General features: G+C 39.2%; 24 protein-coding genes. 16 read left to right on the top strand and 8 right to left on the bottom strand.

Going from position 1 to position 23,074, the window contains the following annotated elements; all coding sequences use genetic code 11:
* Positions 1–112: 112 nt before the first annotated feature.
* Together GD597_RS04135 and rnhA are read left to right on the top strand one after the other, a co-directional pair.
* Positions 113–910, top strand: coding sequence for a PhzF family phenazine biosynthesis protein (locus GD597_RS04135; RefSeq protein WP_171606559.1), 798 nt, complete (start codon positions 113–115; stop codon positions 908–910).
* A gap of 169 nt (positions 911–1,079) precedes the next feature.
* Positions 1,080–1,559 carry a ribonuclease HI gene (rnhA, locus tag GD597_RS04140; protein ID WP_171606560.1) on the top strand — a complete coding sequence of 160 codons (480 nt, stop codon included), beginning with the start codon at positions 1,080–1,082 and terminating at the stop codon, positions 1,557–1,559.
* Between the two features lie 48 nt (positions 1,560–1,607).
* Here rnhA and GD597_RS04145 read toward each other — a convergent pair whose 3' ends face one another.
* Both GD597_RS04145 and manA read right to left on the bottom strand, forming a co-directional pair.
* Positions 1,608–2,177: a DUF6580 family putative transport protein gene (locus GD597_RS04145; protein ID WP_171606561.1), complete on the bottom strand. Its 570-nt coding sequence runs from the start codon at positions 2,175–2,177 to the stop codon at positions 1,608–1,610.
* Positions 2,178–2,213: 36 nt separating this feature from the next.
* A complete protein-coding gene (manA, locus tag GD597_RS04150; RefSeq protein ID WP_171606562.1) occupies positions 2,214–3,419 on the bottom strand; it encodes a mannose-6-phosphate isomerase, class I in 1,206 nt (401 codons plus the stop codon).
* A gap of 77 nt (positions 3,420–3,496) precedes the next feature.
* Here manA and GD597_RS04155 point away from each other — a divergent pair, with 77 nt between their 5' ends.
* The 12 genes from GD597_RS04155 to carA all read left to right on the top strand — a co-directional run bounded on the left by GD597_RS04155 (position 3,497) and on the right by carA (position 14,484).
* Positions 3,497–3,853, top strand: a complete 357-nt coding sequence (locus tag GD597_RS04155) for a YraN family protein (RefSeq protein ID WP_216368508.1) — start codon at positions 3,497–3,499, stop codon at positions 3,851–3,853.
* 59 nt (positions 3,854–3,912) lie between these two features.
* Positions 3,913–5,022: an aminotransferase class I/II-fold pyridoxal phosphate-dependent enzyme gene (locus GD597_RS04160; protein ID WP_171606563.1), complete on the top strand. Its 1,110-nt coding sequence runs from the start codon at positions 3,913–3,915 to the stop codon at positions 5,020–5,022.
* 390 nt (positions 5,023–5,412) lie between these two features.
* Positions 5,413–5,820, top strand: coding sequence for a hypothetical protein (locus GD597_RS04165; RefSeq protein ID WP_171606564.1), 408 nt, complete (start codon positions 5,413–5,415; stop codon positions 5,818–5,820).
* An 87-nt stretch (positions 5,821–5,907) separates the two neighbouring features.
* Positions 5,908–8,706 carry a hypothetical protein gene (locus GD597_RS04170; RefSeq protein WP_171606565.1) on the top strand — a complete coding sequence of 933 codons (2,799 nt, stop codon included), beginning with the start codon at positions 5,908–5,910 and terminating at the stop codon, positions 8,704–8,706.
* 450 nt (positions 8,707–9,156) lie between these two features.
* Positions 9,157–9,375, top strand: a complete 219-nt coding sequence (gene infA, locus GD597_RS04175) for a translation initiation factor IF-1 (RefSeq protein ID WP_171606566.1) — start codon at positions 9,157–9,159, stop codon at positions 9,373–9,375.
* A gap of 51 nt (positions 9,376–9,426) precedes the next feature.
* Positions 9,427–9,543, top strand: coding sequence for a type B 50S ribosomal protein L36 (gene ykgO, locus GD597_RS04180; protein ID WP_066209001.1), 117 nt, complete (start codon positions 9,427–9,429; stop codon positions 9,541–9,543).
* Between the two features lie 66 nt (positions 9,544–9,609).
* Positions 9,610–9,990 (top strand): 30S ribosomal protein S13, encoded by a 381-nt coding sequence (gene rpsM, locus GD597_RS04185; RefSeq protein ID WP_171606567.1) that lies wholly within the window; start codon positions 9,610–9,612, stop codon positions 9,988–9,990.
* A 150-nt stretch (positions 9,991–10,140) separates the two neighbouring features.
* On the top strand, positions 10,141–10,560 hold the full coding sequence (gene rpsK, locus GD597_RS04190; protein WP_171606568.1) for a 30S ribosomal protein S11: 420 nt from the start codon (positions 10,141–10,143) through the stop codon (positions 10,558–10,560).
* A 146-nt stretch (positions 10,561–10,706) separates the two neighbouring features.
* A complete protein-coding gene (rpsD, locus tag GD597_RS04195) occupies positions 10,707–11,312 on the top strand; it encodes a 30S ribosomal protein S4 (protein WP_171606569.1) in 606 nt (201 codons plus the stop codon).
* A 167-nt stretch (positions 11,313–11,479) separates the two neighbouring features.
* Complete coding sequence (locus GD597_RS04200) at positions 11,480–12,481, top strand: DNA-directed RNA polymerase subunit alpha (RefSeq protein WP_171606570.1); 1,002 nt, start codon at positions 11,480–11,482, stop codon at positions 12,479–12,481.
* Positions 12,482–12,599: 118 nt separating this feature from the next.
* The gene (rplQ, locus tag GD597_RS04205; protein WP_171606571.1) at positions 12,600–13,145 is read left to right on the top strand and encodes a 50S ribosomal protein L17; all 546 of its coding nucleotides are present in this window, start codon (positions 12,600–12,602) and stop codon (positions 13,143–13,145) included.
* Positions 13,146–13,377: 232 nt separating this feature from the next.
* Entirely contained in the window at positions 13,378–14,484 is a 1,107-nt protein-coding gene (carA, locus tag GD597_RS04210) for a glutamine-hydrolyzing carbamoyl-phosphate synthase small subunit (protein ID WP_171606572.1), read from the top strand.
* 145 nt (positions 14,485–14,629) lie between these two features.
* On the opposite strand, the gene GD597_RS04215 is transcribed toward carA, so the two are convergent.
* On the bottom strand, positions 14,630–15,244 hold the full coding sequence (locus GD597_RS04215) for an IMPACT family protein (protein WP_171606573.1): 615 nt from the start codon (positions 15,242–15,244) through the stop codon (positions 14,630–14,632).
* Positions 15,245–15,257: 13 nt separating this feature from the next.
* Entirely contained in the window at positions 15,258–16,310 is a 1,053-nt protein-coding gene (gene ribD, locus GD597_RS04220) for a bifunctional diaminohydroxyphosphoribosylaminopyrimidine deaminase/5-amino-6-(5-phosphoribosylamino)uracil reductase RibD (RefSeq protein ID WP_171606574.1), read from the bottom strand.
* Positions 16,311–16,458: 148 nt separating this feature from the next.
* Between ribD and prmC the strand changes: the two genes are divergently transcribed.
* A complete protein-coding gene (gene prmC, locus GD597_RS04225; RefSeq protein ID WP_171606575.1) occupies positions 16,459–17,325 on the top strand; it encodes a peptide chain release factor N(5)-glutamine methyltransferase in 867 nt (288 codons plus the stop codon).
* A gap of 13 nt (positions 17,326–17,338) precedes the next feature.
* On the opposite strand, the gene GD597_RS04230 is transcribed toward prmC, so the two are convergent.
* Together GD597_RS04230 and GD597_RS04235 are read right to left on the bottom strand one after the other, a co-directional pair.
* A complete protein-coding gene (locus GD597_RS04230) occupies positions 17,339–17,737 on the bottom strand; it encodes an ExbD/TolR family protein (protein WP_171606576.1) in 399 nt (132 codons plus the stop codon).
* Positions 17,738–17,850: 113 nt separating this feature from the next.
* Positions 17,851–18,543, bottom strand: coding sequence for a MotA/TolQ/ExbB proton channel family protein (locus GD597_RS04235; RefSeq protein ID WP_171606577.1), 693 nt, complete (start codon positions 18,541–18,543; stop codon positions 17,851–17,853).
* 268 nt (positions 18,544–18,811) lie between these two features.
* Between GD597_RS04235 and GD597_RS04240 the strand changes: the two genes are divergently transcribed.
* Positions 18,812–20,407 carry a hypothetical protein gene (locus tag GD597_RS04240; protein WP_171606578.1) on the top strand — a complete coding sequence of 532 codons (1,596 nt, stop codon included), beginning with the start codon at positions 18,812–18,814 and terminating at the stop codon, positions 20,405–20,407.
* A gap of 243 nt (positions 20,408–20,650) precedes the next feature.
* Here the strand turns inward: GD597_RS04240 and GD597_RS04245 are convergent, their stop codons facing one another.
* On the bottom strand, positions 20,651–21,607 hold the full coding sequence (locus GD597_RS04245) for an SPFH domain-containing protein (protein WP_171606579.1): 957 nt from the start codon (positions 21,605–21,607) through the stop codon (positions 20,651–20,653).
* Positions 21,608–21,678: 71 nt separating this feature from the next.
* On the bottom strand, positions 21,679–22,926 hold the full coding sequence (gene pepT / locus GD597_RS04250; protein ID WP_171606580.1) for a peptidase T: 1,248 nt from the start codon (positions 22,924–22,926) through the stop codon (positions 21,679–21,681).
* Positions 22,927–23,074 lie beyond the last annotated feature (148 nt).

A 23,074-nucleotide genomic window follows, 5' to 3' on the forward strand; every position in this document is an offset into this window, starting at 1 on the left:
AGCAAAAAACAACTACACACATAAGAACAAACATACCCGTGGTTTATTATTAACTGCGGGTATTGTTATTTAATGCAGTTATTTAATTTTCTTTGCAGCAAATAGCAATATAATGCAACAATTACCGGTATATAAAGTAGATGCATTTACCTCAGAATTATTTGGTGGTAACCCTGCTGCTGTTTGTCCATTAGAACAATGGCTGCCCGATGCACTAATGCAACAACTGGCCAGCGAAAACAATTTATCAGAAACCGTATTTTTTGTACAGGAAAACGGTCATTATCATATCCGTTGGTTTACACCGGCAACCGAGGTAAAACTATGCGGTCATGCAACGCTGGCAACAGCCCATATTTTATATACCGAACTGGGGTATACAAAGGATGAAATTTTATTCAACTCCTTAAGCGGCATATTAAAAGTTACATCGCCGGAACCAGGTACTTACACCCTGGATTTTCCAGCCATGCCACCTGATGCAATAACGTATATCCCCACGGCCATGTTAGAGGCACTGGGTGTTGCGCCCTGCCCGGTATATAAAACCAATATGGATTTTATGGTAGTGCTACCTTCTCAAGAGGCAGTTGAGAGTTTAGCTCCCGATTTTAAACTATTGGCTACTGTTGGTGGCCGCGGAGTTATTGTAACCGCCAAAGGCAATGAGGCAGACTTTGTGTCGAGGTGTTTTTATCCGCAAAGTGGTATTGATGAGGATCCGGTTACAGGCTCTGCGCATACCATTATGGTGCCTTATTGGGCAGCATTTTTAAACAAAACAAAAATGAAAGCCATACAGGTTTCTAAAAGGCGCGGCTACCTTGATGTGGAATTATCTGGCAACAGGGTATTAATGAGTGGCAGCGGTGTTACCTATTTAAAAGGAACATATATTGTAGCACTATAACCTTCTGCAATAACTAAGCGTAGCAGGTGTTTAATTGCTTTTGCCCAATAGCATTGTTGCAGTACAAGTGAGTGACACAACAATAGCTGACGCTTGGGTATAAGTTGGTATCATACTATAAAAATGTCTTTTAAAACCGTTTGGCATAACGGAACTTATTATATTATTTATGCAGCAGGGGCATCAATTAATTATTTATACAGATGGCGCTAGCAGGGGTAATCCTGGTCCGGGTGGGTACGGCGCTATTTTAATGTGGGGCGAAAAAAGAAAAGAGTTGGCGGCAGGCTACCGGCTTACCACCAATAACAGAATGGAACTGATGGGTGTAATTGCGGCATTGGAGTCTTTAACCAAAACCAATATTGCCCTAACTGTTTATACAGATAGTAAATATATTGTTGACAGTGTAGAAAAACGTTGGCTGGATAACTGGATAAAAACGGGTTTTAAGGGTGGTAAAAAAAACAGCGATTTATGGACAAAGTATTATAAGCTATCCCGCCAGTTTTCAATAAAATTTAAATGGGTTAAAGGCCATGCAGATAACCCATTTAATAACCGTTGCGACGAATTGGCTACTACCGCCGCCGATGGAAAACAATTATTAATTGATGAGGGCTACGAAGCTGAAAACAAACTGATATAAAACAAAAAAGGGGCAAAGCCCCTTTTTTGTTTTAACGGTATAAATACTTTATGCGTGTTCTTTTACGGTTTTAAGCGTCATTTTCTGCGCCATATAATATCCTCCGAATAGCACAGCTGAGAATACCAGGGTGGCATAAACACTATTTGGGTAAAAAGGCAAAGCATCTGTATAACACATAACCAAACCAGGCCATGTTAATGGGCGTTGTAAACCGCCTCCGCCTGCCCAAACTATAAAATTGCTAACCAAAAAATAAGCTGTAGGAGAGGCAATAGATGCCAATACAACACTCGAAAATTTTACATTTTTTATTAGAAAACCAATAAAAGTAAGTGCGCCTATTAGCAGGTAATTCTGCCATTGTCCTTCATAAAAACCAGGCGTTGCAGATAAACCTTTTGCATACAATAACTGGTAAACTGCATCTGAAATAAACAGTGATAAAATGGGTAAGGTAAAAGCCCATTTTTTGTTATTGATAAAAATGGCGCCACCAAAAATGGCCATGGCATATTGTGGGGCAAAACCTAAAGGACGGTTTGGCATAACCCTGTATAAGGCAGCAACCACAATTAATAATACCAGTGAAACGATAACAGATTTTGACAATTTCATATTTCAGAGTTATGCGGCAAAAGTAAGCGTTAATAGTTAAGGTACAAATGCTTTGTAGGCCAATACATTTTCGGTTGTGGAAATTTTATAGTTTTCACCCTGTAGAATGGCCACTACCTGCCCCTTGGATACAGTAAGTTGATTAGTGCCCGAAACCTGCATACTGCCTTGCATTACAGCGATAATTTCGAGCGAAGTAGATTGGGCCGAGTAGCTTTGATTACCGGAAATTTCAATTTTACTAATGCCAAAATCTGGTACAGGACATGGGTATAACTTTTCTCCGGGGGCGGCTTCCTCGCCTTTCATAATATTGGGTATAATGCCTTCGAAGGTGGTATGTTTTAATAATTCTGGAATATCAACATGTTTTGGTGTTAAACCACCACGTAATACGTTATCGCTATTGGCCATTAATTCCATGTTTTGTCCTTCCATATACGCATGCGGTATACCTGCTCCCTGAAAAACGGCTTCTCCTGGTTGTACCTGTACAATATTGAAAAAATAGATAGAAAATATTCCCCGGTCCATATCTCCGGTTACTGTATTATCCCCGTATAATTTTGCCACCCACCAGCCGGGCTCGCTTTTTTCTAACTGGTTTAATCTCTTTCTTTCCAGCTCTCTCGCCACCAAGGGCGATAAAAGCACATTTACATGCTCTTGTGGTAATTCCATCACATATTGATATAGGCCTTTATACCCTTTTTCAGCAAAAACATCTACAAGACCAACAAATTCAGGGGTGGTTGCCAATATATTTTGCAATAATGTTTTTTCTAAAAAGCCATGTAATAACCAAAACTCGCTAAGCGCCACCATTACTTCAGGTTTATGGTTTTTGTCTTTATAGTTGCGGGTAGGTGCATTAATGGGAACACCGGCTGCTTCTTCGGCCGCAAAACCCTTTTCCGCTTCAGGTTTAGAGGGATGCACCTGGATAGAGAGCATGTCTTTTACATCAAGAATTTTAAACAGGTAGGGTAATTCGCCAAACCTGTTAAATACCTGGCTGTTAATAGTTTGTTCAGGGTGGGCTTTAATAAAAGCCTGTAGGCTGATATCGCCTTCACTGGTTGCCAAAACTGATGAGGCCGAGGGGTGTGCCCCCATCCAATACTCGGCACAGGGTGTATGATCGGCATTGCCGGTTTGCAACCAGTTGGGAATAAATGAAAAACCGCCCCAGGCATAATGCTGTACTTTGCCTGTAAGCATAAAAATTTTATCTTGTATCATAGAATATCAGGGTATTGTTTACTACAATATTACGTTGTATTTTAACTACTCAATTGTAAACCCCTATCTAAATTTCTATGCAACATAATCAGGAAACCGGGAATAAGGGAGAGGAACTGGCAGCAAACTTTCTACAGCAATCTGGTTATACCGTTTTGGAACGAAACTGGCGTTATAAACACTGGGAGGTTGATATTATTTGCAGCAAAGCCAATCGCCTGCATTTTATTGAGGTAAAAACCCGAACCAGCAACCGCTTTGGTAACCCTGAAGAAAGTATTGGCCGGGAAAAAATGAATAACCTTAAAAATGCAGCAGAAGAATACCAATATCTACATCCAACATGGAAGTATGTGCAATTTGATATTGTTTCGGTGCTGTTGATGTACCGCCAACCACCTACATTTTATTTAATTGAAGATGTTTACTTTTAGAATTGCCGTACTTTAACTGGCTAAAAACATTACACAGTACCCTTATAAAGTAGCTACAAATGAAGTATACAAGAATGCCAATAGAAAAAGAATCCCCGGAAGAAATTGGCTATGAAAATATTCTCTATAATCTTTCCGAAAGCTCAGTTACAGATATTAAGCTGGGTCAATTACATCTCAATCTAAATGGGCTGGCATTAGAATATATTGGCCATCGTGGTAATACTGCTTTGCGTAAATTAATTGTAAAGGAATTTACCAACTTAAACGAACAGCATGTACTGCTAACCAATGGTGCTGCAGGTGCCTTGTTTATTGTTAATACTGCACTATTGGGTGCAAATGATCATTTAATTGTTGTAAGACCCAACTATGCTACCAATATCGAGGTGCCCAGAGCCATTGGTTGCGAGATAAGTTATATTAATCTGGACTTTTCTACCCAATGGCGGTTAGATCCGGCAAAAATAGCTGCCGCTATTCAGCCCAATACAAAGCTTATTAGCATTACTACTCCACATAATCCAACAGGTATGTTGATGACGGCTGAAGAAATTAATGAAATAATTGCCATTGCCGAAAAAAAGAATGTTTATGTGCTTATGGATGAAACCTACCGCAATACCTGTTTTACAACACCTTACCCTATTGGCGCCGCCGGCAGTAGCCAGGTTATTACAGTGGCATCCCTTTCCAAAGCTTATGGTTTGCCGGGTTTGAGAATGGGTTGGATTATTACCCAAAATGCCCAATTAATGGAACAGTTTCTTGCAGCCAAGGAAATGATCTATATCAGCAACTCAGCTTTAGATGAAGAAGTTGCTTATCAGTTTTACCTGCAAAAAGAAAACTTTGTTGGCAGTATTCAACAGCAGGCGATGACTAATTTTGGAATACTGCAAAATTGGTTGCAAACAGAGCAAAGGGTAGAAGCAGTTTTACCACAGGGCGGTGTGGTTTGTTTTGTTCGCTTTAAAGAAAATGTGAGGATTGATAAAAATCGTTTTTATGACAGCTTGCTTCATCAGTATCAAACCATGGTTGGCCCCGGGCATTGGTTTGAAATGCCAGACAGGTATATGCGTATTGGATTTGGGTGGACGAACGATATAATTTTTGCCACTGGTCTGCAAAATATCAGTACATGTATCGATACATGTTTAGAATAAATGCTTTTATGAACCAGGCTAAAGAATAAGCATATAGCATCCGTTGCGACGCACTCTTGTACGCTGTTACAAAGCCGGGCAAAAAGCCAATTTTAAAAATAACAATTTTTAACCAGTTTGTACATTTACAAATTCTGTTGTATAAATCCTGTAAATAAAGTGGCATGCGTATTTTTCATGTAAAAATATCCAATTGTTGCAATGGCGGTTAAAAGCTGCATTAATTGTTGCCGTACAAGTGTGCGACGCAAGTAAAGCCTGATCTGGTATTTATTGCCCGGCTCCCTAAAAATTGATTAGTTGTAAAAGTTAGGTAAAAATAGAAGTAGAAATCACCGTTTTTTACAAAAATGATTTGTATTTTAACAGTCATAAAAAAACGATTGCAATATGATAAAGTTCAGCGAAATTAAAGTAGGCGATTATGTGCTAGCCGAGTATGAAGGCCAGCAACGTAATGGCGAAGTTACCCGCCTTAATGGCGATGAAAAGCAGGTTTGCGTTGAAACAGATGTGCAGGAATTCTGGTACGAGACTGCCCATCTTTTTCCCATTGCTTTAAATGATGAGTCACTAACCTGGCTAAATTTTACAAAGGAAGATCGGGAGGATGGATCAGTAAAATATAAAAAGGGATCATTTAGGCTGGTAGTGCCGAAAAAAGGTGATTTTTCATCAATTGAAATGTGGTATAGGGAAGATAAGCGCCACCATCCGGATGTGCATTTTGTACACCAGTTACAAAACCACTATCACGATATGGTAAAAGTGCATTTAACTAATGAGGTAATGGCATAATTTAAAATAGTTTTTTGCGTTAAAACCATTCTGTCTAAAAACAGGATGGTTTTTATTTTTACAATTATCTTCACTAAAAAATGGCTGATGCGTTTATTTAGGATATTACTACCGCTGATATTACTCTTTTTTGTTTTTACCACTACTAAAGCGCAACGGTTTGGTGGTAATGCTTCACATGTAAAATGGAGGCAGATTAATACCGATACGGTAAGGGTGATATTTCCTGCGGGTACGGATTCTTTGGCGCAGCGTATTGCGCTTGTAACCCAGCAATTGCAAAGCAATTATAACAGTAGCATTGGCCCACGAATTAAAAAACTAAATATTGTTTTACAAAATGATGTTACGGTTTCCAATGCTTATGTAGGGCTGGCACCTTATCGCAGCGAATTTTATTTAATGCCACCACAAAATGCTTTTGCATTGGGTGCTCAAAACTGGGCTGATAATTTGGCCATTCATGAATACCGGCATGCCCAGCAATACAATAATTTTAATATTGGTTTATCTGGGGTAATGGGTGTTTTATTTGGCCAGAATGGCCGGGCACTGGCGAATGCCACTGCCATACCCGATTGGTTTTTTGAAGGTGATGCTGTTTATAATGAAACCTTATTAAGCGAACAGGGCAGGGGCCGTTTACCACAATTTTTTAATGCCTATAAAAGTTTGTATTACGAGGGTAAGCGCTATGGTTATATGCAGTTACGTAATGGATCGTATAAAAATTATATCCCCAACCATTACGATTTGGGTTATTTGCTGGTAGCTTATGGCTATGAGCAGTATGGCAGCGATTTTTGGAAAAATGTTACCACGCAGGCAGCTGCATTTTCATCCATAGTTTATCCCATGCAGCATGCCATTAAAAAGAATACCGGAATGGGCTATAAGCAATTTGTGAATGATGCTTTTGATTTTTATCAGGAAAAATGGAATAACACAAAATCAGAGGCGCCACCAAAATGGTTGTCAAAAACATTGCCTAATAGTGTAGCTAATTATAAATATCCATACACTGATAATAGCGGTAATATTATTGCTTTAAAAACTACCAATAAAGATATTCCAGCCATTGTGCGCATTGCGCCTAATGGAGCAGAAGAAAAGATAATTATAAGAGATATAGACTACGATGATTACTTTTCGTACAATAACAATAAAATCATTTTTACTTCCCGAAAGCCTGATGTACGTTGGGCCAATAGCGAGTATAGTGTTTTGCATATTGTAGACATGGCTACGGGACTGTCAACACGTATCAATGGAAAAACCAAATATTTCTCCCCCGATATTTCGCATAGCGGTAAATTAATTGCAACCGTTCAAATGAAAGATAATCTGCAATCGGCTCTTTTGGTGCTTGATACAACTGGAAATGTTCTATATACTTTTTCCAATAATGCGCATTTGTTGTATTCCTATCCAAAGTTTTCGGCTAATGATTCACTTTTATATGTAATGGTAAGAAATGATGCCGGTGAAATGGGTATGCAGTCTATTGCGATAACTTCCGGGGCCACGCATACCATTATGCCCATGAATAACAGGGTGATAGGTTATCCGGTGATAAAGGGTGATACCTTATTTTACAATTGCACCAGCGAGGGAAGTGATAAAATTTTTGCCTATTTAGCCCGTGAAAATAAGCATTATGGTATTGCGGGTTATCAAACTGGCTTGTATCAGGCCGTAAGTATAGACTCGGAGCATATTGTAAGCTCCGTTTTTACCACAAAGGGTTACCGCCTGGCTAAAATTCCAACGTATTGGTATCCGGATAATGGCAATGATACGCTTACACCACTATTTGTTACTAAGCCTTTTACTAATACTGCCGCCAACCAAATGCTTATGGCAACTGGTACAGGTAATTATGCAATTACAAAATACCCAAAGCTTTTTCGCCCCTTTAATTTTCATAGCTGGAACCCTTCCATTAATCAACCAGATTATTCGTTTACCCTGTTGGGAGAAAATGTGTTAAACACCCTGCAAAGCCAGTTATCATATACTTACAATAGTAATGAGCGGTATAATAGCCTGGGTTATACGGCTATTTATGGAGGCACTTATATACAGCCTTACATAGATATTACACAAATATGGAACAGAAACGCACCACTTAATGCCGATACAACAGTATACTGGAATGAGTTTAAATCTGCTGCCGGATTGCAATTGCCATTCAATTTAAGCAGTGGAAGGCAATACCGGTATTTAACATTGTCGGCCTCGTACAATATAAATAATATACAATGGAAGGCCAATACCAAACAGCTGATTAATAATGTAAGCTATATTACCAGCCGCATTAGTTATAGTGCACAAATACAAAAGTCGTTACAACAAATATATCCGCATTGGGCTCATTCCTATACAGTTACTTACCGCAGAAGTGTTAATAATCTGGATGCCAACCAGTTATTACTAAATACCAGCTTTTATTTACCGGGCTTTGCCAAAACCCATAGCCTGGTGGTGCAGGCGGCCTATCAGAGCAGAGATACCAACCGCTTATACATTTTTACCAATAATTTCCCCCTTTCACGTGGTTACGAGAAAACAGATTACCCCCGCATGTTTAAAATTGGGGTTAACTATCATTTCCCCATTTGGTATCCAGACAAGGGTTTTGGCAATATGGTATTTGTAAACCGCATCAGGGCCAATGTTTTTTACGACTATACCAATCTTAAAAGCCTGCGTTTACAAACCAATTACCCGCTTTCAACCGCAGGGGCCGAAATATATTTGGATACCAAATGGTGGAACCAGCAATCCATCACCATCGGGTTAAGGTATAGCAAGTTGTTAAACCATAAGCTGTTTGCAACTGCTCCCAACCGTTGGGAAATAATATTACCCGTCGCACTTTTTTAAAATAAATAGAAAACAGGCAATGGATTTTCATGGCATCGCCGCTTGTGTCACTCACTTGTAGGTTCCTCCTTTGTGGCAGCAAATAAAAGGGTATGCTGTAAGGTAGGTTTGCGAAATTTGGAACCCTATTGCCGAAAAAAGTAGAATGCGTACAAGAGTGCGACGCAAGGAAAGCTACAAAACTTATAAACAGCTGGGCTCAAAAAAATGGCGATTTAACCCCACCATATATTATTGGGTTGTGCAGGGGGTATTTGTTGGAAAATGTATAAATGCGGGAAAATTTTTTCGGAAAAATGAAGCTTTTTAGCGCCATAAATAGGATATTAGCCCGAAAATTGGGCCTAAAACAGTACAAAATGCACTATGTTTTCCCCAATTGTGGAAATATTTTGTATATTTTTTTCTTATTCCATTGCATTCCTTTATCTTCGCGCTCCCAAAAAATATATGTCAAAACAACCGTTGATTAAGCAAGATGGAGTAATTATTGAGGCGTTAAGCAATGCTATGTTCAAAGTAAAATTGCAAAACGGTCACGAAATACTCGCTACCATCTCAGGTAAAATGCGGATGAATTATATACGAATTTTACCCGGGGATAAAGTAGGTGTTGAAATGAGCCCCTACGATTTAACAAGGGGAAGAATCATTTTTAGGTATAAATAATCAGCTGTCAACTGTTGATAGCCATTAGCTAATAAGGAAAAAGTTAATAAAATGAAGGTTAGAGCATCCGTTAAAAAGCGCAGTGCAGATTGTAAGATTGTTCGCCGCAAGGGCAAACTGTACATCATTAACAAAAAAAATCCCCGCTTTAAGCAACGTCAGGGATAAAATTGTTAATTGGCTTTAGCCAACGCTTTCAAATTGAATTGTAAAAACGCAAACTAAAATAATACTATGGCTCGTATTGCCGGTATAGACTTACCTAAAAATAAAAGAGGTGAAATTGGCCTTACCTACATCTTTGGTATTGGCAAATCAACAGCACGCTACATTCTTGACAAAGCTGAAATAAGCTACGACAAGAAAGTGAATCAATGGAACGATGAGGAGCAAGGTGCTATCCGTAACATCATCACCAATGAGTTCAAAGTAGAAGGACAATTACGTAGTGAAGTACAAACAAGCATTAAACGTTTATTGGATATTGCCTGTTTCCGTGGTTTACGCCATCGTAAAGGTTTACCGGTTCGCGGCCAACGTACACGTACTAACAGCCGTACAAGAAAAGGTAAACGTAAAACAGTTGCCGGTAAAAAGAAGGCACCTAAAAAATAATTTACTTAATGAGTACACAGTTACTGTGTACTCATTGGTTATTTATAAACTCCGGTATAATTTGGATCTTCCGCAAGCTGCGTGAAAGGAGAATTATGCGGTTCCCGTACATCGGGATTTTTTCATATTAAAAGATTACCTCAATCAATTATGGCAAAAGCACAAAACAGCGGTAAAGGACAAAATAGCGCCAAAGCCGCCGCTAAGAAAAGAGTAGTTAAAGTTGATGTGTATGGCGATGCCCACGTTAATGCAACTTTTAACAACATCATCGTTAGTTTAACTAACAAATCCGGACAGGTTATTAGCTGGTCATCAGCTGGTAAAATGGGTTTCAGGGGTTCTAAAAAGAATACTCCATATGCCGCTCAAATGGCAGCAGCGGATGCAGCTAAAGTAGCTTTGGAAGCTGGTTTAAAAAAGGTTGATGTTTATGTTAAAGGTCCGGGTGCAGGCCGTGAAGGTGCTATCCGTTCTTTGGCTCAAAGTGGTATTGAAATTACCATGATTAAAGACGTTACACCTTTACCTCACAATGGTTGTCGTCCTCCAAAGAAAAGAAGAGTTTAATTTTTTCATTTCTTCCGCAATTTTGGTGTTACATCAATTGTGGAATTGATATATCCCTTTTGGGAAATTTTAAAAACAGGGTGCATTATTCATTTTAGATTTTTAATAATGATGCATCGTCACTAAAAAATCAAAAAAATATATTCATGGCACGTTACACTGGTCCAAAAACCAAAATTTGTAGAAAATTCGGCGAACCTATTTTAGGTAACGCAAAATACCTTACTAAAACAAGTGTTCCTCCCGGACAGCACGGTGCAAGCCGTAAGCGTAAACAACCAGGTGAGTACGCTTTACAGTTAAAAGAAAAGCAAAAAGCTAAGTATACATATGGTTTGCTGGAGCGTCAGTTCCGCAATACTTTTGAAGAAGCTTCACGTATTAAAGGTGTTACTGGTGAGAATTTGATTAAATTACTGGAAGCTCGTTTAGATAATACTGTTTACCGTTTAGGGATTGCTCCTTCAAGGCCTGCTGCACGCCAGTTGGTTACACACAAACATGTTACCGTTAATGGTGATGTGGTTAATATTCCTTCCTTTCAGTTAAAAGCTGGTGATATTATTGGATTGAAAGATAAAAGTGCTGCCAATAGTTCTGTATTAAGTGCTATTCGTGGTAAAAATCCAAAAATTGGCTGGTTAGATTGGAACGATAATGAAAAGAAGGGAACTTTTATTACTTACCCAGACAGGGAAAGTGTTCCTGAAAACATTAAGGAGCAATTGATTGTAGAATTGTACTCTAAATAATTGATTGGTTTAATAGCCAGGATTTATTTGCTGAGACAATTGATACAGTACAAGAGTGCGACGCAACGATACTTCAATATTTGATGTGTTGCTGGGTTAAAAAGGAAAAAAATCTTTAGCCTTATATTGAGGCTGAATAATAAGTAAAATAAAAACCAAGTTTTAATATGGCCATATTAAACTTCCAGAAGCCTGACAAAATAGTTTTACAGAAAGCAACTGATTTTGAAGGTCAATTTGAGTTCCGTCCATTAGAGCCGGGTTACGGTTTAACTATTGGTAATGCCCTTCGCAGGGTTTTATTGAATAGCTTGGAAGGATATGCTATTACCGGCATTAAGATTGAAGGCGTGGATCATGAATTTGCTGTAATAAAAGGTTTAACTGAAGATGTAACTGAAATGATATTGAACCTGAAACAGGTTCGTATCAAGAAGAAAGTGGATCATGATGTGGTGAATGAAAAAGTTATGTTGAGCGTTAAAAACAAAACTGAATTTACCGCTGCCATGATTGGTGAAGCTACCCAGAGCTTTGAGGTGATGAACCCAGACCTGGTTATTTGCACCATGGATATTACTTCAAGACTGGACATTGAAATAACCATTGCCCGTGGCCGCGGTTATGTTCCATCTGAAGAGAACAGAATTAAAGACACTCCGTTTGGATATATTCCTATCGATTCAATTCATACTCCTATTAAAAATGTGAAGTATGCTATTGAAAACTATCGTGTAGAACAAAGAACTGACTATGAAAAATTAGTGTTGGATGTTCATACAGATGGTACAATTCATCCTGAAGAAGCTGTTAAACAGGCTTCCAGAATTCTTATTCAACATTTGATGATTATCACTGATGAGAATATCACTTTTGATAATAAAGAAGATAAGAAAGAGGATGTAGTTGACGAGCAGGTATTACAACTACGTAAAGTATTGAAAACACCATTGGAAGATTTGGATCTTTCAGTACGTGCATTCAATTGCTTGAAAGCAGCAAAAATCAACTCTTTAAGCGAACTGGTACAATACGAACAGGAAGATTTGATGAAGTTTAGAAACTTTGGTCAGAAAAGCTTGAGCGAAATTGAGCAGGTATTGGGCGAAAGAGGCTTACATTTTGGTATGGATTTGAATAAGCTTGGATTGGATGATCTGGACAGATAATCCCTTCTACAACTCAAATACAAAAAAGTTTTTTATTAATAACAAGCATTCACCTATTTAATAGGCTAGATGCACCCCTTGTAATTCCTGACACGGTACAAGGATAAACAAAAACGTCATGCGTCACGGTAACAAAAACAACAACCTGGGTCGTAAAAAAGCCCACAGAGAAGCCTTACTGGCCAATTTAGGTAGCCAGTTAATCGTAAACAAACGTATTGTAACTACTTTGGCAAAAGCTAAATCTTTACGCACATTTGTTGAGCCATTACTTACAAAAACCAAGCACGGAGAAACTACCGAAGCTATTATGCACCAGCATAGAGTGGTTTTCAGTTATTTAAGAGATAAATTAGCAGTAAAGGAATTGTTTACTGTAGTTGCTCCTAAAATTGCTGGCCGCCCAGGTGGTTATACCAGAATCATCAAATTAGGTATCCGTCACGGAGATAACGCTGAAATTGCCATGATTGAACTGGTAGACTTCAACGAAATCTATGGTAACCATATCGAAAAAACTACTGAAGGCGCTAAGAAAACCCGTCGTGGACGTTCTGGAGCCAAGAAAGTAGAAGCTGCACCTGTAGCTGCTGCGCCAGTAGCAGAAACTGCTGCACCCGCTGCCGATACCGCAACCGCAACCGAAGAAACCGTTGCAGAATAAATAATGAAAGATTTCAAAAATATAAAAGGCAAAATCGTTTAACGGTTTTGCCTTTTTTTATTAAAATGCCTTTTGTACCAGGCATCAGTAATTCAATCAGCATACTTGCGTCGCACTCTTGTACGTTCGGTAATGCTATGCAGCATTATCTGCAATAACTATGTGCGAAAATTTATGCGGATAATTAAAAATGATGTTCTTTTTTTGCACCTGAAAATTATTTAAACATACAATGCCCAATTTACAACAACCTGCTGTTCTGTTATTAGCCGATGGTAATGTTCTTTATGGTAAGGCCTTTGGCAAAATAGGTACGGCCACCGGCGAAATTTGTTTTAATACCGGCATGACCGGTTACCAGGAAGTATTTACCGATCCAAGTTATTCTGGTCAAATGCTGATTATGAATAATGTGCACATTGGTAATTATGGTATAAAAGATACCGATGTAGAAAGCAGTTCAGTTAAAATACGTGGTTTAATAGGCCGCAACCTGGAAGACAAATTTTCCCGCTACCAGGCTACCGATAGTTTAGAATCCTATTTAAAAGCAAATAATATAGTTGCCATAGAAGGCATTGACACCAGAGCTCTGGTAGCACATATTCGTACCAAAGGTGCCATGAACTGTATTATTTCCTCTGAGAATACAGATATTGACTTTTTAACTGCCGAGCTGGCCAAAGTTCCAAATATGGATGGTTTGGAATTAGCAAGTACCGTAAGTACTACTGAGGAATATGAACTGGGAGATACTAATTCCCCTTTAAAAGTTGCTGTACTGGATTTTGGGGTTAAGCAACATATTTTAAGTTGTTTGGTTAGCCGCGGTGCACATGTAAGGGTACATCCTGCTAAAACTCCATTAAGCCGTTTAAAAGAATTTAACCCAAATGGTTATTTTATTTCAAATGGCCCCGGAGACCCTGCAGCAATGCCTTATGCAGTAACAACGTTAAAAGCAATTTTAGCAGAAGATAAGCCTGTATTTGGTATTTGCCTGGGGCATCAGTTGCTGGCTTTGGCCAATGATATACCTACTTTTAAAATGCACCATGGCCATCGTGGATTAAACCACCCGGTAAAAAATATTATTACCGGCCAATGTGAAATAACCACACAAAACCATGGTTTTGGTGTAGACCCCGAAGCGGTAAAAAATAACCCCGCCGTAGAAATTACACATATTAACCTGAATGATAACAGCATTGAAGGGATTAGGGTAATAGGTAAAAAGGCCTTTAGTGTACAGTACCATCCAGAGAGTACGCCTGGCCCACACGATAGCCGCTACCTGTTTGACGATTTTGTAAAAATGATGCAGGAGAACCTAAATTAATAGTAAAGCCACGATTTAAAACATCGTGGCTTTTTTTTAGTATTTGTTTTGATTTGTGGCTGTTTTGCTGCCACTATATATACAGTACAAGTGTGCGACGCAACGGCAGTTGCAAAAAGTGCAGAACGCATGGATCATAATATTTCTAGGCGTTTTTTAGCGTGGTAATTTCTACTTCCCGCATATCAGACAATAGTGTTTTTAGCTCCTCCATTCTATTACGGGGCACATCAAGTATCAGCTTGCAAAAAAGCTGCATTTCCTGTTCTGCAATGGTACAGTTTAGGGCTTTTACCCAGCGCATCACCTCGTTCATTTGGGTATAGCCAAACGTTATTTGCCACCGCACTGTTACCGGTTTTTGCATGGTGGGTACCATTTGTAATGCCATTGAAGCCGCTGTTTTATAGGCATTTATTAAGCCTGGTACACCCAATAAAGTGCCGCCAAAATACCGCACCACCACAATCAGCAAATTGGTTAAACCCTTACTATCTATTTGCCCAAGAATGGGTTTGCCAGCGGTGCCCGATGGTTCACCATCATCGCTTACCCTAAAACTATTGCCATCTACCCCCAAACGGTAGGCAAAACAATGATGTACTGCTTTAGGGTGCTCTTTTTTTAACTGTTGCAGACAATTTTTAAAATCATCAGTATGTTGAATGGGAAAGGTATAGGCAATAAAGCGACTACCCCTGTCTTTAAATTCTGCCTGTCCGTTTTGTGCAATGGTTTGATAAAAGTCCTGTTCACTCATGCAACCGTTATATTTAAAATTGGTGGGAGTTGTGTATTAGATAATTAATAGTATCACCTGCAATATCCTGCTGTTGCAGGGGTGTGGCATTACTTAAAACCGGTGCAGATAATCCCTTTTTTATTTGTAATTTCTGGTTTGTAATAATCCGGGCTTCATTCCAATAACCTGCATCAATAAAATGTTGCAGGGTAACAGCGCCACCTTCAATCAAAATACTTTGTATGTTATGTTTATAACAATACGCCAGTATTTGTGCAGGTATCGCTTTATCTTTTTCCAATTGCTGATAACACATGTTGCCTTCCCTTTTTTGTATGGAATAATTAAACAGGATGGTTGTAGCGTTCTGGTCAAATATATGCAGTTGAGCAGGTAATTTCAACCATAGGTCAATTACCAGGCGGATAGGATTATTACCGTTAAATAGCCTGTTGGTAAGTGAGGGATTGTCTTTCATTGCCGTATTGGTACCTACTAAAATAGCTTGTTCCTCGCTGCGCCATTGGTGCACCATCCGGTTGGTGAAATCATTGGAAATAAGCAGCCGGGTATCATCATCTACAGCTATAAAACCATCGGCAGTTTGGGCCCATTTTAAAATAATAAAGGGCCTTTTTTGGGTGTAAAATGTAAAGAACCGTTTGTTTAGTGCCATACATTCTTTTTCCAATATACCTGTGCTAACTGCAATGCCTGCTTGTGTAAGTTGTTGAATTCCTTTACCATCTACTTCTTTAAATGGGTCTCTGCAACCTACTACCACTCTTGGAATTCGATGGGCAATTATTAAACTGCTGCACGGGGGTGTTTTACCATAATGTGCACATGGTTCAAGTGAAACATACAAGGTAGAGTGTTCAATCAGGTGCCGGTTTTCTTCGCTAACGCTGTTAAGGCAGTTTACCTCGGCATGTGCCTGGCCAAATTGTTGGTGATATCCTTCTCCAATAATGGTATCCTTATACACTAAAACGGCACCTACCATTGGGTTGGGGGCAACATTACCCGCACCTAAACGGGCCAATGCCAAACAACGGTGCATATAATTCTCGTCTGTGTACATGTATCCTGTAAAGTGTATGCTTTATTTTGGTTACCGGCTATTTGCAGGAATCAGCTCTACTTGCGTCGCACTCTTTTACTACATCAAATAGGGCAGCAAATTTGGGCACAAAGCGCAAATCTAACTCAAATCATACTATCATTGCAAAATGACACTGCAGGATGCCTATAAACAGTTACAGTTTCAGCTTTTTGAGATTTACGACGACCGGGAAGCTACCATTATTGCCGACTGGACAATGGAACATATAACCGGCTTCTCAAAAATTGACCGGCTGATGCATAAGCAATTTGTTTTATCTCCTGAACAGGAGTCTCTATATCTACTACAAACAAAGGCTCTTTTGGCGCACACCCCGGTGCAATATGTTTTGGGAAAAGCCTGGTTTGCTGGCATGCCTTTTATGGTGAATGAAAACGTACTTATTCCCAGACCTGAAACGGAGGAGTTGGTTGACTGGATTGTGCAATCTAATACTACACCAGTTAAAAAGGCAATTTTGGATATTGGCACCGGTAGTGGGTGCATTCCAATTACCCTAAAAAAGAAAATGTCTTTTGCGCTTGTAGAAGCAATGGATATATCAGCCAACGCCATTGCCATTGCCCAACAAAATGCAACGGCTTTAGGAGCTGATGTACATTTTTATACCCTTGATATATTTGATAAGCAAGCCACAAGCGAACTAGGCATTTACGATATAATAGTTAGTAATCCGCCCTATATTAAACAAAGTGAAGCTACCGATATGCTGGCAAATGTGCTGCAATACGAGCCTGCCATAGCCTTATTTGTACCCGATGAAGATGCCCTGGTTTTTTACAAAGCCATTGCTGTTTTTGCCAAATCCCATCTCGGCCAAAATGGACAATTGTTTTTTGAAATAAATGAAGCACTGGGTGCAGCTGTTTGCACTTTACTGGAAGAACATGGGTTTACAGCAGTTGAATTGCGTAAAGACCTGCAGGGGAAAGATCGTATGGTTAAAGCCGTACTTGCAAATGTTATACAGTAATAATGGCTAACCGCTATTTTACAATAGCTACCACTTTGGCACCTGCTTTTTTTGCACTTTGCATTACCCTGAAAACCTCGCCATAATAGCTGGAAGTATCTGCATTTACCACAACTGAAGGCGTATCGGTAAATACACGCTGCTTTAAAACTTCGGCTTTTAAAATGGTATCTATCTGGTTAATATTTATTAGTTGCTGGCCAAGGTAAAGCTGCTGGTTTTTATCAATGGAAATAACAATATTCTGTTTGGCCTTGGTATCTTTTTTGCCCGATGGATTATTTACCTTAACAATATTTGGATTAGCCAGTGTTGATACAATCAGAAAAAAGAACAACAGTATAAACAAGATATCGTTCAACGAACCTGCATGTAGTTCACCATGTGATTTTAGCCTTCTGTTCAGTTTCATTTTCTATATTGTTTTACCTGAATTTTGTTGATGTTTGTTTTGCCGTACAAGTGAGTGACACAACCGGGATGCCATGAAATACTTTTGCCCGGGCACTGAAAAAAACTCTCTTCTTATCTGGTAGGTTCCTGTAAAATATCTACAAACTCGTTGCTGGCAATCTCCATTTTATTAATGGTTTTATTTATTTGGGTATTTAAAAAATTGTAAGCTACATAGGCCAGCAAACCAATAATTAAGCCCGATGCAGAAGTAACCATTTTAGTATAAATACCACCAGCTATAGATGCTGGTGTAAAATCTCCTGTTGAGTTGATGGTATAAAACAATTGCAGCATACCAAAAATGGTTCCTAAAAACCCAATCATAGGTGCAATACCATACACCAATGATAGCACACTCAGGTTGCGTTCCATTTTGTAAATTTCCAGATTGCCCACACTTTCCATACTTTTTTCAATAGCATCAATGGGTTTGCCAATACGTTGCAGGCCTTTATCAATAATGCGGGCAACGGGGTTATCGGTATTTTTGGCCAGGTTGCGGGCCGCTACCAAATTGCCGGTAACAATATTGTCGCGAATAATATTCATAAAATTGGCATCTATTTTAGATGCTTTGCTAATCGCAATCAATCTTTCAAAAAACACAAAAATTGTTGCGGCAAACAGCAGATATAGCGGATACATTAACCATCCGCCACGATCCAGTAAACTTAACAGATTAAAGCTTTCTGCCACTTTTTGTGCGCCATTTAGTGCATTTGTTGCCACGCTGGTATCAGCTACCTGTAATAAAAATCCCATGCTTTTGATTTTATGTTTTGCTAAAGTATGCTTAAGTACAAAACAACGGTTATGCTGTGTATAAATTATAGGCTAAGGGCTATTTTATGAAACATTTTGCACAAAAGCCCTATATTAGCCGGGCAGCAGATAATTCAATCAGGCTTTACTTGCGTCGCACTCTTGTACTGCAAATCATTGGGCGGCACAAAATTCTGCTTGGTAAATACCCTCCCTTGGGTATAGTATAAATTGGCTGTTTCTATATTTTGCCAAAAATTATTTTATCATGAGAAAATATATGCTGCTTTGTATGGCTGGCACAATGCTTAGCTTCACAGGCTTTAGTCAGCAGGTGTCTAAAGAAGGTACCAACGAAATTTCAAAAAAAGCCAATAAAGGCTATTTGTACGAGCCTACAATTAATGAGGCGGCCAATCAAATGAACTTAACCTATGTTACCAAAGCATCAGGTAAAACCGCCAAATTTGAAACCTATAAATTCGATCTTGACTTTAATTTTAAAGGCATGGACGAAAGCGAGCAACCCCTGGAAAAACTAAAAGGTTACCGCGCAGATAAAGGCGAAGAATGGGAAATGAATGCAGTAAGTGTCGAGAAAAACCTGATGGGTACCCTGGTGTTACGCAGAAAACTTATTAAGAAAAAATGGAACTGGTTTTGGGGTGGTTACGATATAAAAGTGGAAAACAAAGAAAAGTTAAAACCCAAATCAGAAGATGGTAATAAATTTTTCTATCTCTCTCATGCCGAGCAAAATGAATCGGGTAGTGTTATTATTGTTGCCGGTGAAAAAGGCGATAGCAAAGATCCCCTGCGCCAATATAAAAAAATACATGTTCTGCGTTACGATGCAGACCTTAACCAGCTGGCCGATAAAGTAATTGAGTTTACCTACCCGCAAATGATTGCAGCTATCAACACAGATGATGCCGACGAAGATGCTGAAGTGGATGAAGATGTAGCCATATTATTTGCACCGATGGGTGGTAAGGGCATGAGTAAAACTGCCGATCCCAATGCAGGCAATTATACCTATGTTCGGGTATCGCCAGCTGCAGAGGTAAAACAAAGGGTAGCCGTATCCTCCAATCATGGCATTTTCGATGGCTCATTCGTAAGCATGGGCGATGCCATGTTGATTTACGGCCCTGCCAATGATAATAAAACAGACTACTTAAACGAAAAGCAGGCCGATGATCAGTTTAAAGCCAAAAATTTCCAAATGGTAAGAATTGAAAATGGTAATGTGGCTTTTGTAACCAGTACACCAATTGCCGAATTTGAGAAAAAGGCGCAAAACCCTCCTTCACAAAAAAAATCTCCTGACTACAGGGGTAGAAAATTCAGGGTTTCGCAGGTAATACAAACTTCCAATGGCGATATGCTGATAGCCGGCCAAAATTATGAAACTGGCGGGGGCATTATGGCCAACCGTTCTGCAGGTACAGAATACACCGATATTATTATGTTGCATTTCGATAACAAGGGTAATTTAAAAGGGCAATACGGTGTACGTCGTGAGGAGAACGATAAAGACGCTAAAATGGCCCCCAACATGCAAATGCTGGAAGAAAGTAAAGATGGCAAAGGCCTTTACTGGGTTATCATGGAAATGAAAGGCCTAAAGGCCGAAAAAGAACTGGGCGATAGTAAATACAAGTTTCTGTTGTATCCAAATGTTGCCAAAGTAAATCTGGGTACAGCCACCATTGGCGATTTTGTGCAACTGGGCCAGGGCAAAAGCGATTACTATGTAAATAATAAATATCCCTTGCTTCCCATAGGCAAAGGACAAATTGTATTTCTGGGCGAAAATAAAAGTGGTAAAACCCTGTGGTTTGCCAAAATGCCATTAGATTAATCAACTAAGGTTTGGCCAAAGCTAAAACCGTCTCAACATTGTTTGGGGCGGTTTTTTTATTAGGTAATTAGCAAAGTTTTATAAGCCAGGCTTTTGTAGCTAATGGCAACTATACTTGCGTCGCACTCTTGTACTGTTGAAGCTAAACGCAGCTTTCAACAGCCAATATATATACCACCAGCATTACAGCTGTCGCATAAAAAAGCCGGTTAACATGTAACCGGCTTTATAATTAGCTTTCAATTATTTTTTTATGATTGGGCTATCATCTTCTTTTTCCATTTTAACCATGCCCATAATTTGTTTCATGGTTTTTTGCATGCCATCGGGGCTGCCATCAAGAAACATAATATTGCCTTTACCAAATTCTGCAAAGTTTTTAATAGCTTCTGTCCACATACTAAACAAAATAACATTTGTATCAAGGTTAGCCTGTTTCATTTGCTCAGCAGCCTGGCTCATACCCTTGGCTACTTCCTCGCGGAACAGTGCCACACCCTGGCCACGTAAACGGGCAGCTTCTCTTTCAGCTTCGGCAGCAATTTTAATAGCATTACCTTCTGCTTCTGCACCTTTTGTTTTGGTAATCAGTAAAGCCTGTCCTTCATTTTCGGCAGCAGCTTTCAGGTTATTACTGGCCACTACCCGGCTCATACTTTCCATGATTTGCTGGTCAAAAGTAATGTCGTTGATTTGCAAATCCTGTAAATGATAGCCCCACTCTTGCAAAGAATGGTCAATTTGTTCTTTTACATACTCAACAATTTCGCGGCGCTGCAATAAAATTTCTGCCTGTTTTTTGGTAGCCACAAATGCACGAATAGAACCTTCTACGGTTCTTATCAATGCCTGCATAAGGTCTTTATCAGTAATAAACTTGAAAGCAACATTTTTAATACTTTCCTCGTCCTGATTAATTACTGAATAAAGTAGCATGCTTTTAAAATACACATTTGCCTGATCTACCGTTACCGCCTGAAATTCCAGTTCAACAGAACGGTTTTGAATACTAACCCTTTTATAAATCTGCTCAATAAAAGGTATTTTAAATCCAAGTCCCGGTCTTAAAATACGCTGGTATTTCCCAAACATGGTAATAACCGCAATAGTACCCTGGTTAACGGTAACCAAACCGCTAAAAATGATAAAAATGACAGCAACAATCCAGAGGTTGCCAAAAATAAAATCCAAGATATTCATGTCTTTAATTTTTTTGAAAGATAAGCATATAACTTACAATCAAATGGTAAAATAAAAACTGTTTTTATAGTTTATATAGTTTTTTGTTCCCACACCTGTACCAGATTAACCAATACCTCCACAGCTTTTTCCATGTCTTTAACGCCAATCCATTCATGTTTGCTGTGTATGGCCTGCATACCGGTAAAAATATTGGGGCAGGGCAGGCCCATAAAACTAAGCCGGCTACCATCTGTGCCGCCTCTTATTGGTTCATTGCGTAGTGCCAGTCCGGCTTGTTCATAGGCCATAGCAGCATAGGCAGATGCCTGTGGATGTAGGTCAAGAATTTCTTTCATATTGCGGTATTGTTCCCAAACCTCAAAATCCATAGAAGCTTTGGGGTGTTTTTGCAATACTTCACGGGCAATACTTTCTAATCTGTGCTCGTGCTGGCTAAGGTTGGCTGTTATAAAATCGCGAACAATAAATTCTATAGTTGCTTTTTCGGCCAGGCCGTTTATGGCTACCGGGTGTACAAAACCTGCTCTGCCATTGGTGGTTTCCGGACTAAACTCATTTTTTGGTAAAGCGGCTACTATTTCTCCGGCAATTTTTATGGCATTTACCAGTATATCTTTTGCATAACCGGGGTGTGCAATTACGCCATGTACCGTAATGCGGGCACCATCGGCGCTAAATGTTTCATCTTCAAAAGTACCAGCTTCACCACCGTCTAATGTATAACAGTAGCTGGCACCAATTTTAGCAATATCAATTTTAGCAGTTCCTTGTCCTACTTCTTCATCGGGGGTAAAAATTATTTTAATAGTACCATGAACTATTTGTGGATTATTTACCAGATAATTAGCCATATCCATAATAATAGCTACTCCACTTTTGTCATCGGCACCCAATAGGGTTAATCCGCTGGCCGTAATTATATCGTGGCCAATATGTGTGGTTAAATAGGGATATTTTGCCGTAGTGATCACTTGTGTAGTATCATCAGGTAATACGATGTCTTCTCCGCTGTATTGCCGGTGCAGTATGGGTTTTACATTGGTGCCACTGCAATCCGGTGCAGTATCAACATGGCTGCAAAAGGCAATTACCGGTACTTGTTTTTTTGAGGTGGCAGGTATGGTAGCATATACATAACCATATTCATCAGTATATGCATCACTTAGGCCGATGGCCAATAATTCTGCAGCAAGTATGTTGCTTAGATTTTTTTGCTTTTCTGTAGTTGGGTGTGTATTGGCTGTAGGATCGCTTTGTGTATCTATCTGAACATAACGCATAAAACGTTCTGTAACAGTATGGGCGTATGCTTGCATTTAAAACTTGTTTTAATAACAAAGTAAATGAATTAGGCAGATTAACAATTGCTAAAAATACAACATAGTTATATGCACGGTTTTATTATTGCTAATGCATGGTACACATGGTTTTGGCATTTTGTACAATAGAGTACCGAACCCTGCA

Source organism: Limnovirga soli (assembly GCF_013106755.1).
Taxonomy (GTDB): Bacteria; Bacteroidota; Bacteroidia; order Chitinophagales; family Chitinophagaceae; genus Limnovirga; species Limnovirga soli.

Coding starts and splice junctions, on each gene's coding strand:
- GD597_RS04135 (WP_171606559.1), top strand. CDS start 113: ATGCAACAATTACCGGTATATAAAGTAGATGCATTTACCTCAGAATTA.
- rnhA (WP_171606560.1), top strand. CDS start 1,080: ATGCAGCAGGGGCATCAATTAATTATTTATACAGATGGCGCTAGCAGG.
- GD597_RS04145 (WP_171606561.1), bottom strand. CDS start 2,177: ATGAAATTGTCAAAATCTGTTATCGTTTCACTGGTATTATTAATTGTG.
- manA (WP_171606562.1), bottom strand. CDS start 3,419: ATGATACAAGATAAAATTTTTATGCTTACAGGCAAAGTACAGCATTAT.
- GD597_RS04155 (WP_216368508.1), top strand. CDS start 3,497: ATGCAACATAATCAGGAAACCGGGAATAAGGGAGAGGAACTGGCAGCA.
- GD597_RS04160 (WP_171606563.1), top strand. CDS start 3,913: ATGAAGTATACAAGAATGCCAATAGAAAAAGAATCCCCGGAAGAAATT.
- GD597_RS04165 (WP_171606564.1), top strand. CDS start 5,413: ATGATAAAGTTCAGCGAAATTAAAGTAGGCGATTATGTGCTAGCCGAG.
- GD597_RS04170 (WP_171606565.1), top strand. CDS start 5,908: ATGCGTTTATTTAGGATATTACTACCGCTGATATTACTCTTTTTTGTT.
- infA (WP_171606566.1), top strand. CDS start 9,157: ATGTCAAAACAACCGTTGATTAAGCAAGATGGAGTAATTATTGAGGCG.
- ykgO (WP_066209001.1), top strand. CDS start 9,427: ATGAAGGTTAGAGCATCCGTTAAAAAGCGCAGTGCAGATTGTAAGATT.
- rpsM (WP_171606567.1), top strand. CDS start 9,610: ATGGCTCGTATTGCCGGTATAGACTTACCTAAAAATAAAAGAGGTGAA.
- rpsK (WP_171606568.1), top strand. CDS start 10,141: ATGGCAAAAGCACAAAACAGCGGTAAAGGACAAAATAGCGCCAAAGCC.
- rpsD (WP_171606569.1), top strand. CDS start 10,707: ATGGCACGTTACACTGGTCCAAAAACCAAAATTTGTAGAAAATTCGGC.
- GD597_RS04200 (WP_171606570.1), top strand. CDS start 11,480: ATGGCCATATTAAACTTCCAGAAGCCTGACAAAATAGTTTTACAGAAA.
- rplQ (WP_171606571.1), top strand. CDS start 12,600: ATGCGTCACGGTAACAAAAACAACAACCTGGGTCGTAAAAAAGCCCAC.
- carA (WP_171606572.1), top strand. CDS start 13,378: ATGCCCAATTTACAACAACCTGCTGTTCTGTTATTAGCCGATGGTAAT.
- GD597_RS04215 (WP_171606573.1), bottom strand. CDS start 15,244: ATGAGTGAACAGGACTTTTATCAAACCATTGCACAAAACGGACAGGCA.
- ribD (WP_171606574.1), bottom strand. CDS start 16,310: ATGTACACAGACGAGAATTATATGCACCGTTGTTTGGCATTGGCCCGT.
- prmC (WP_171606575.1), top strand. CDS start 16,459: ATGACACTGCAGGATGCCTATAAACAGTTACAGTTTCAGCTTTTTGAG.
- GD597_RS04230 (WP_171606576.1), bottom strand. CDS start 17,737: ATGAAACTGAACAGAAGGCTAAAATCACATGGTGAACTACATGCAGGT.
- GD597_RS04235 (WP_171606577.1), bottom strand. CDS start 18,543: ATGGGATTTTTATTACAGGTAGCTGATACCAGCGTGGCAACAAATGCA.
- GD597_RS04240 (WP_171606578.1), top strand. CDS start 18,812: ATGAGAAAATATATGCTGCTTTGTATGGCTGGCACAATGCTTAGCTTC.
- GD597_RS04245 (WP_171606579.1), bottom strand. CDS start 21,607: ATGAATATCTTGGATTTTATTTTTGGCAACCTCTGGATTGTTGCTGTC.
- pepT (WP_171606580.1), bottom strand. CDS start 22,926: ATGCAAGCATACGCCCATACTGTTACAGAACGTTTTATGCGTTATGTT.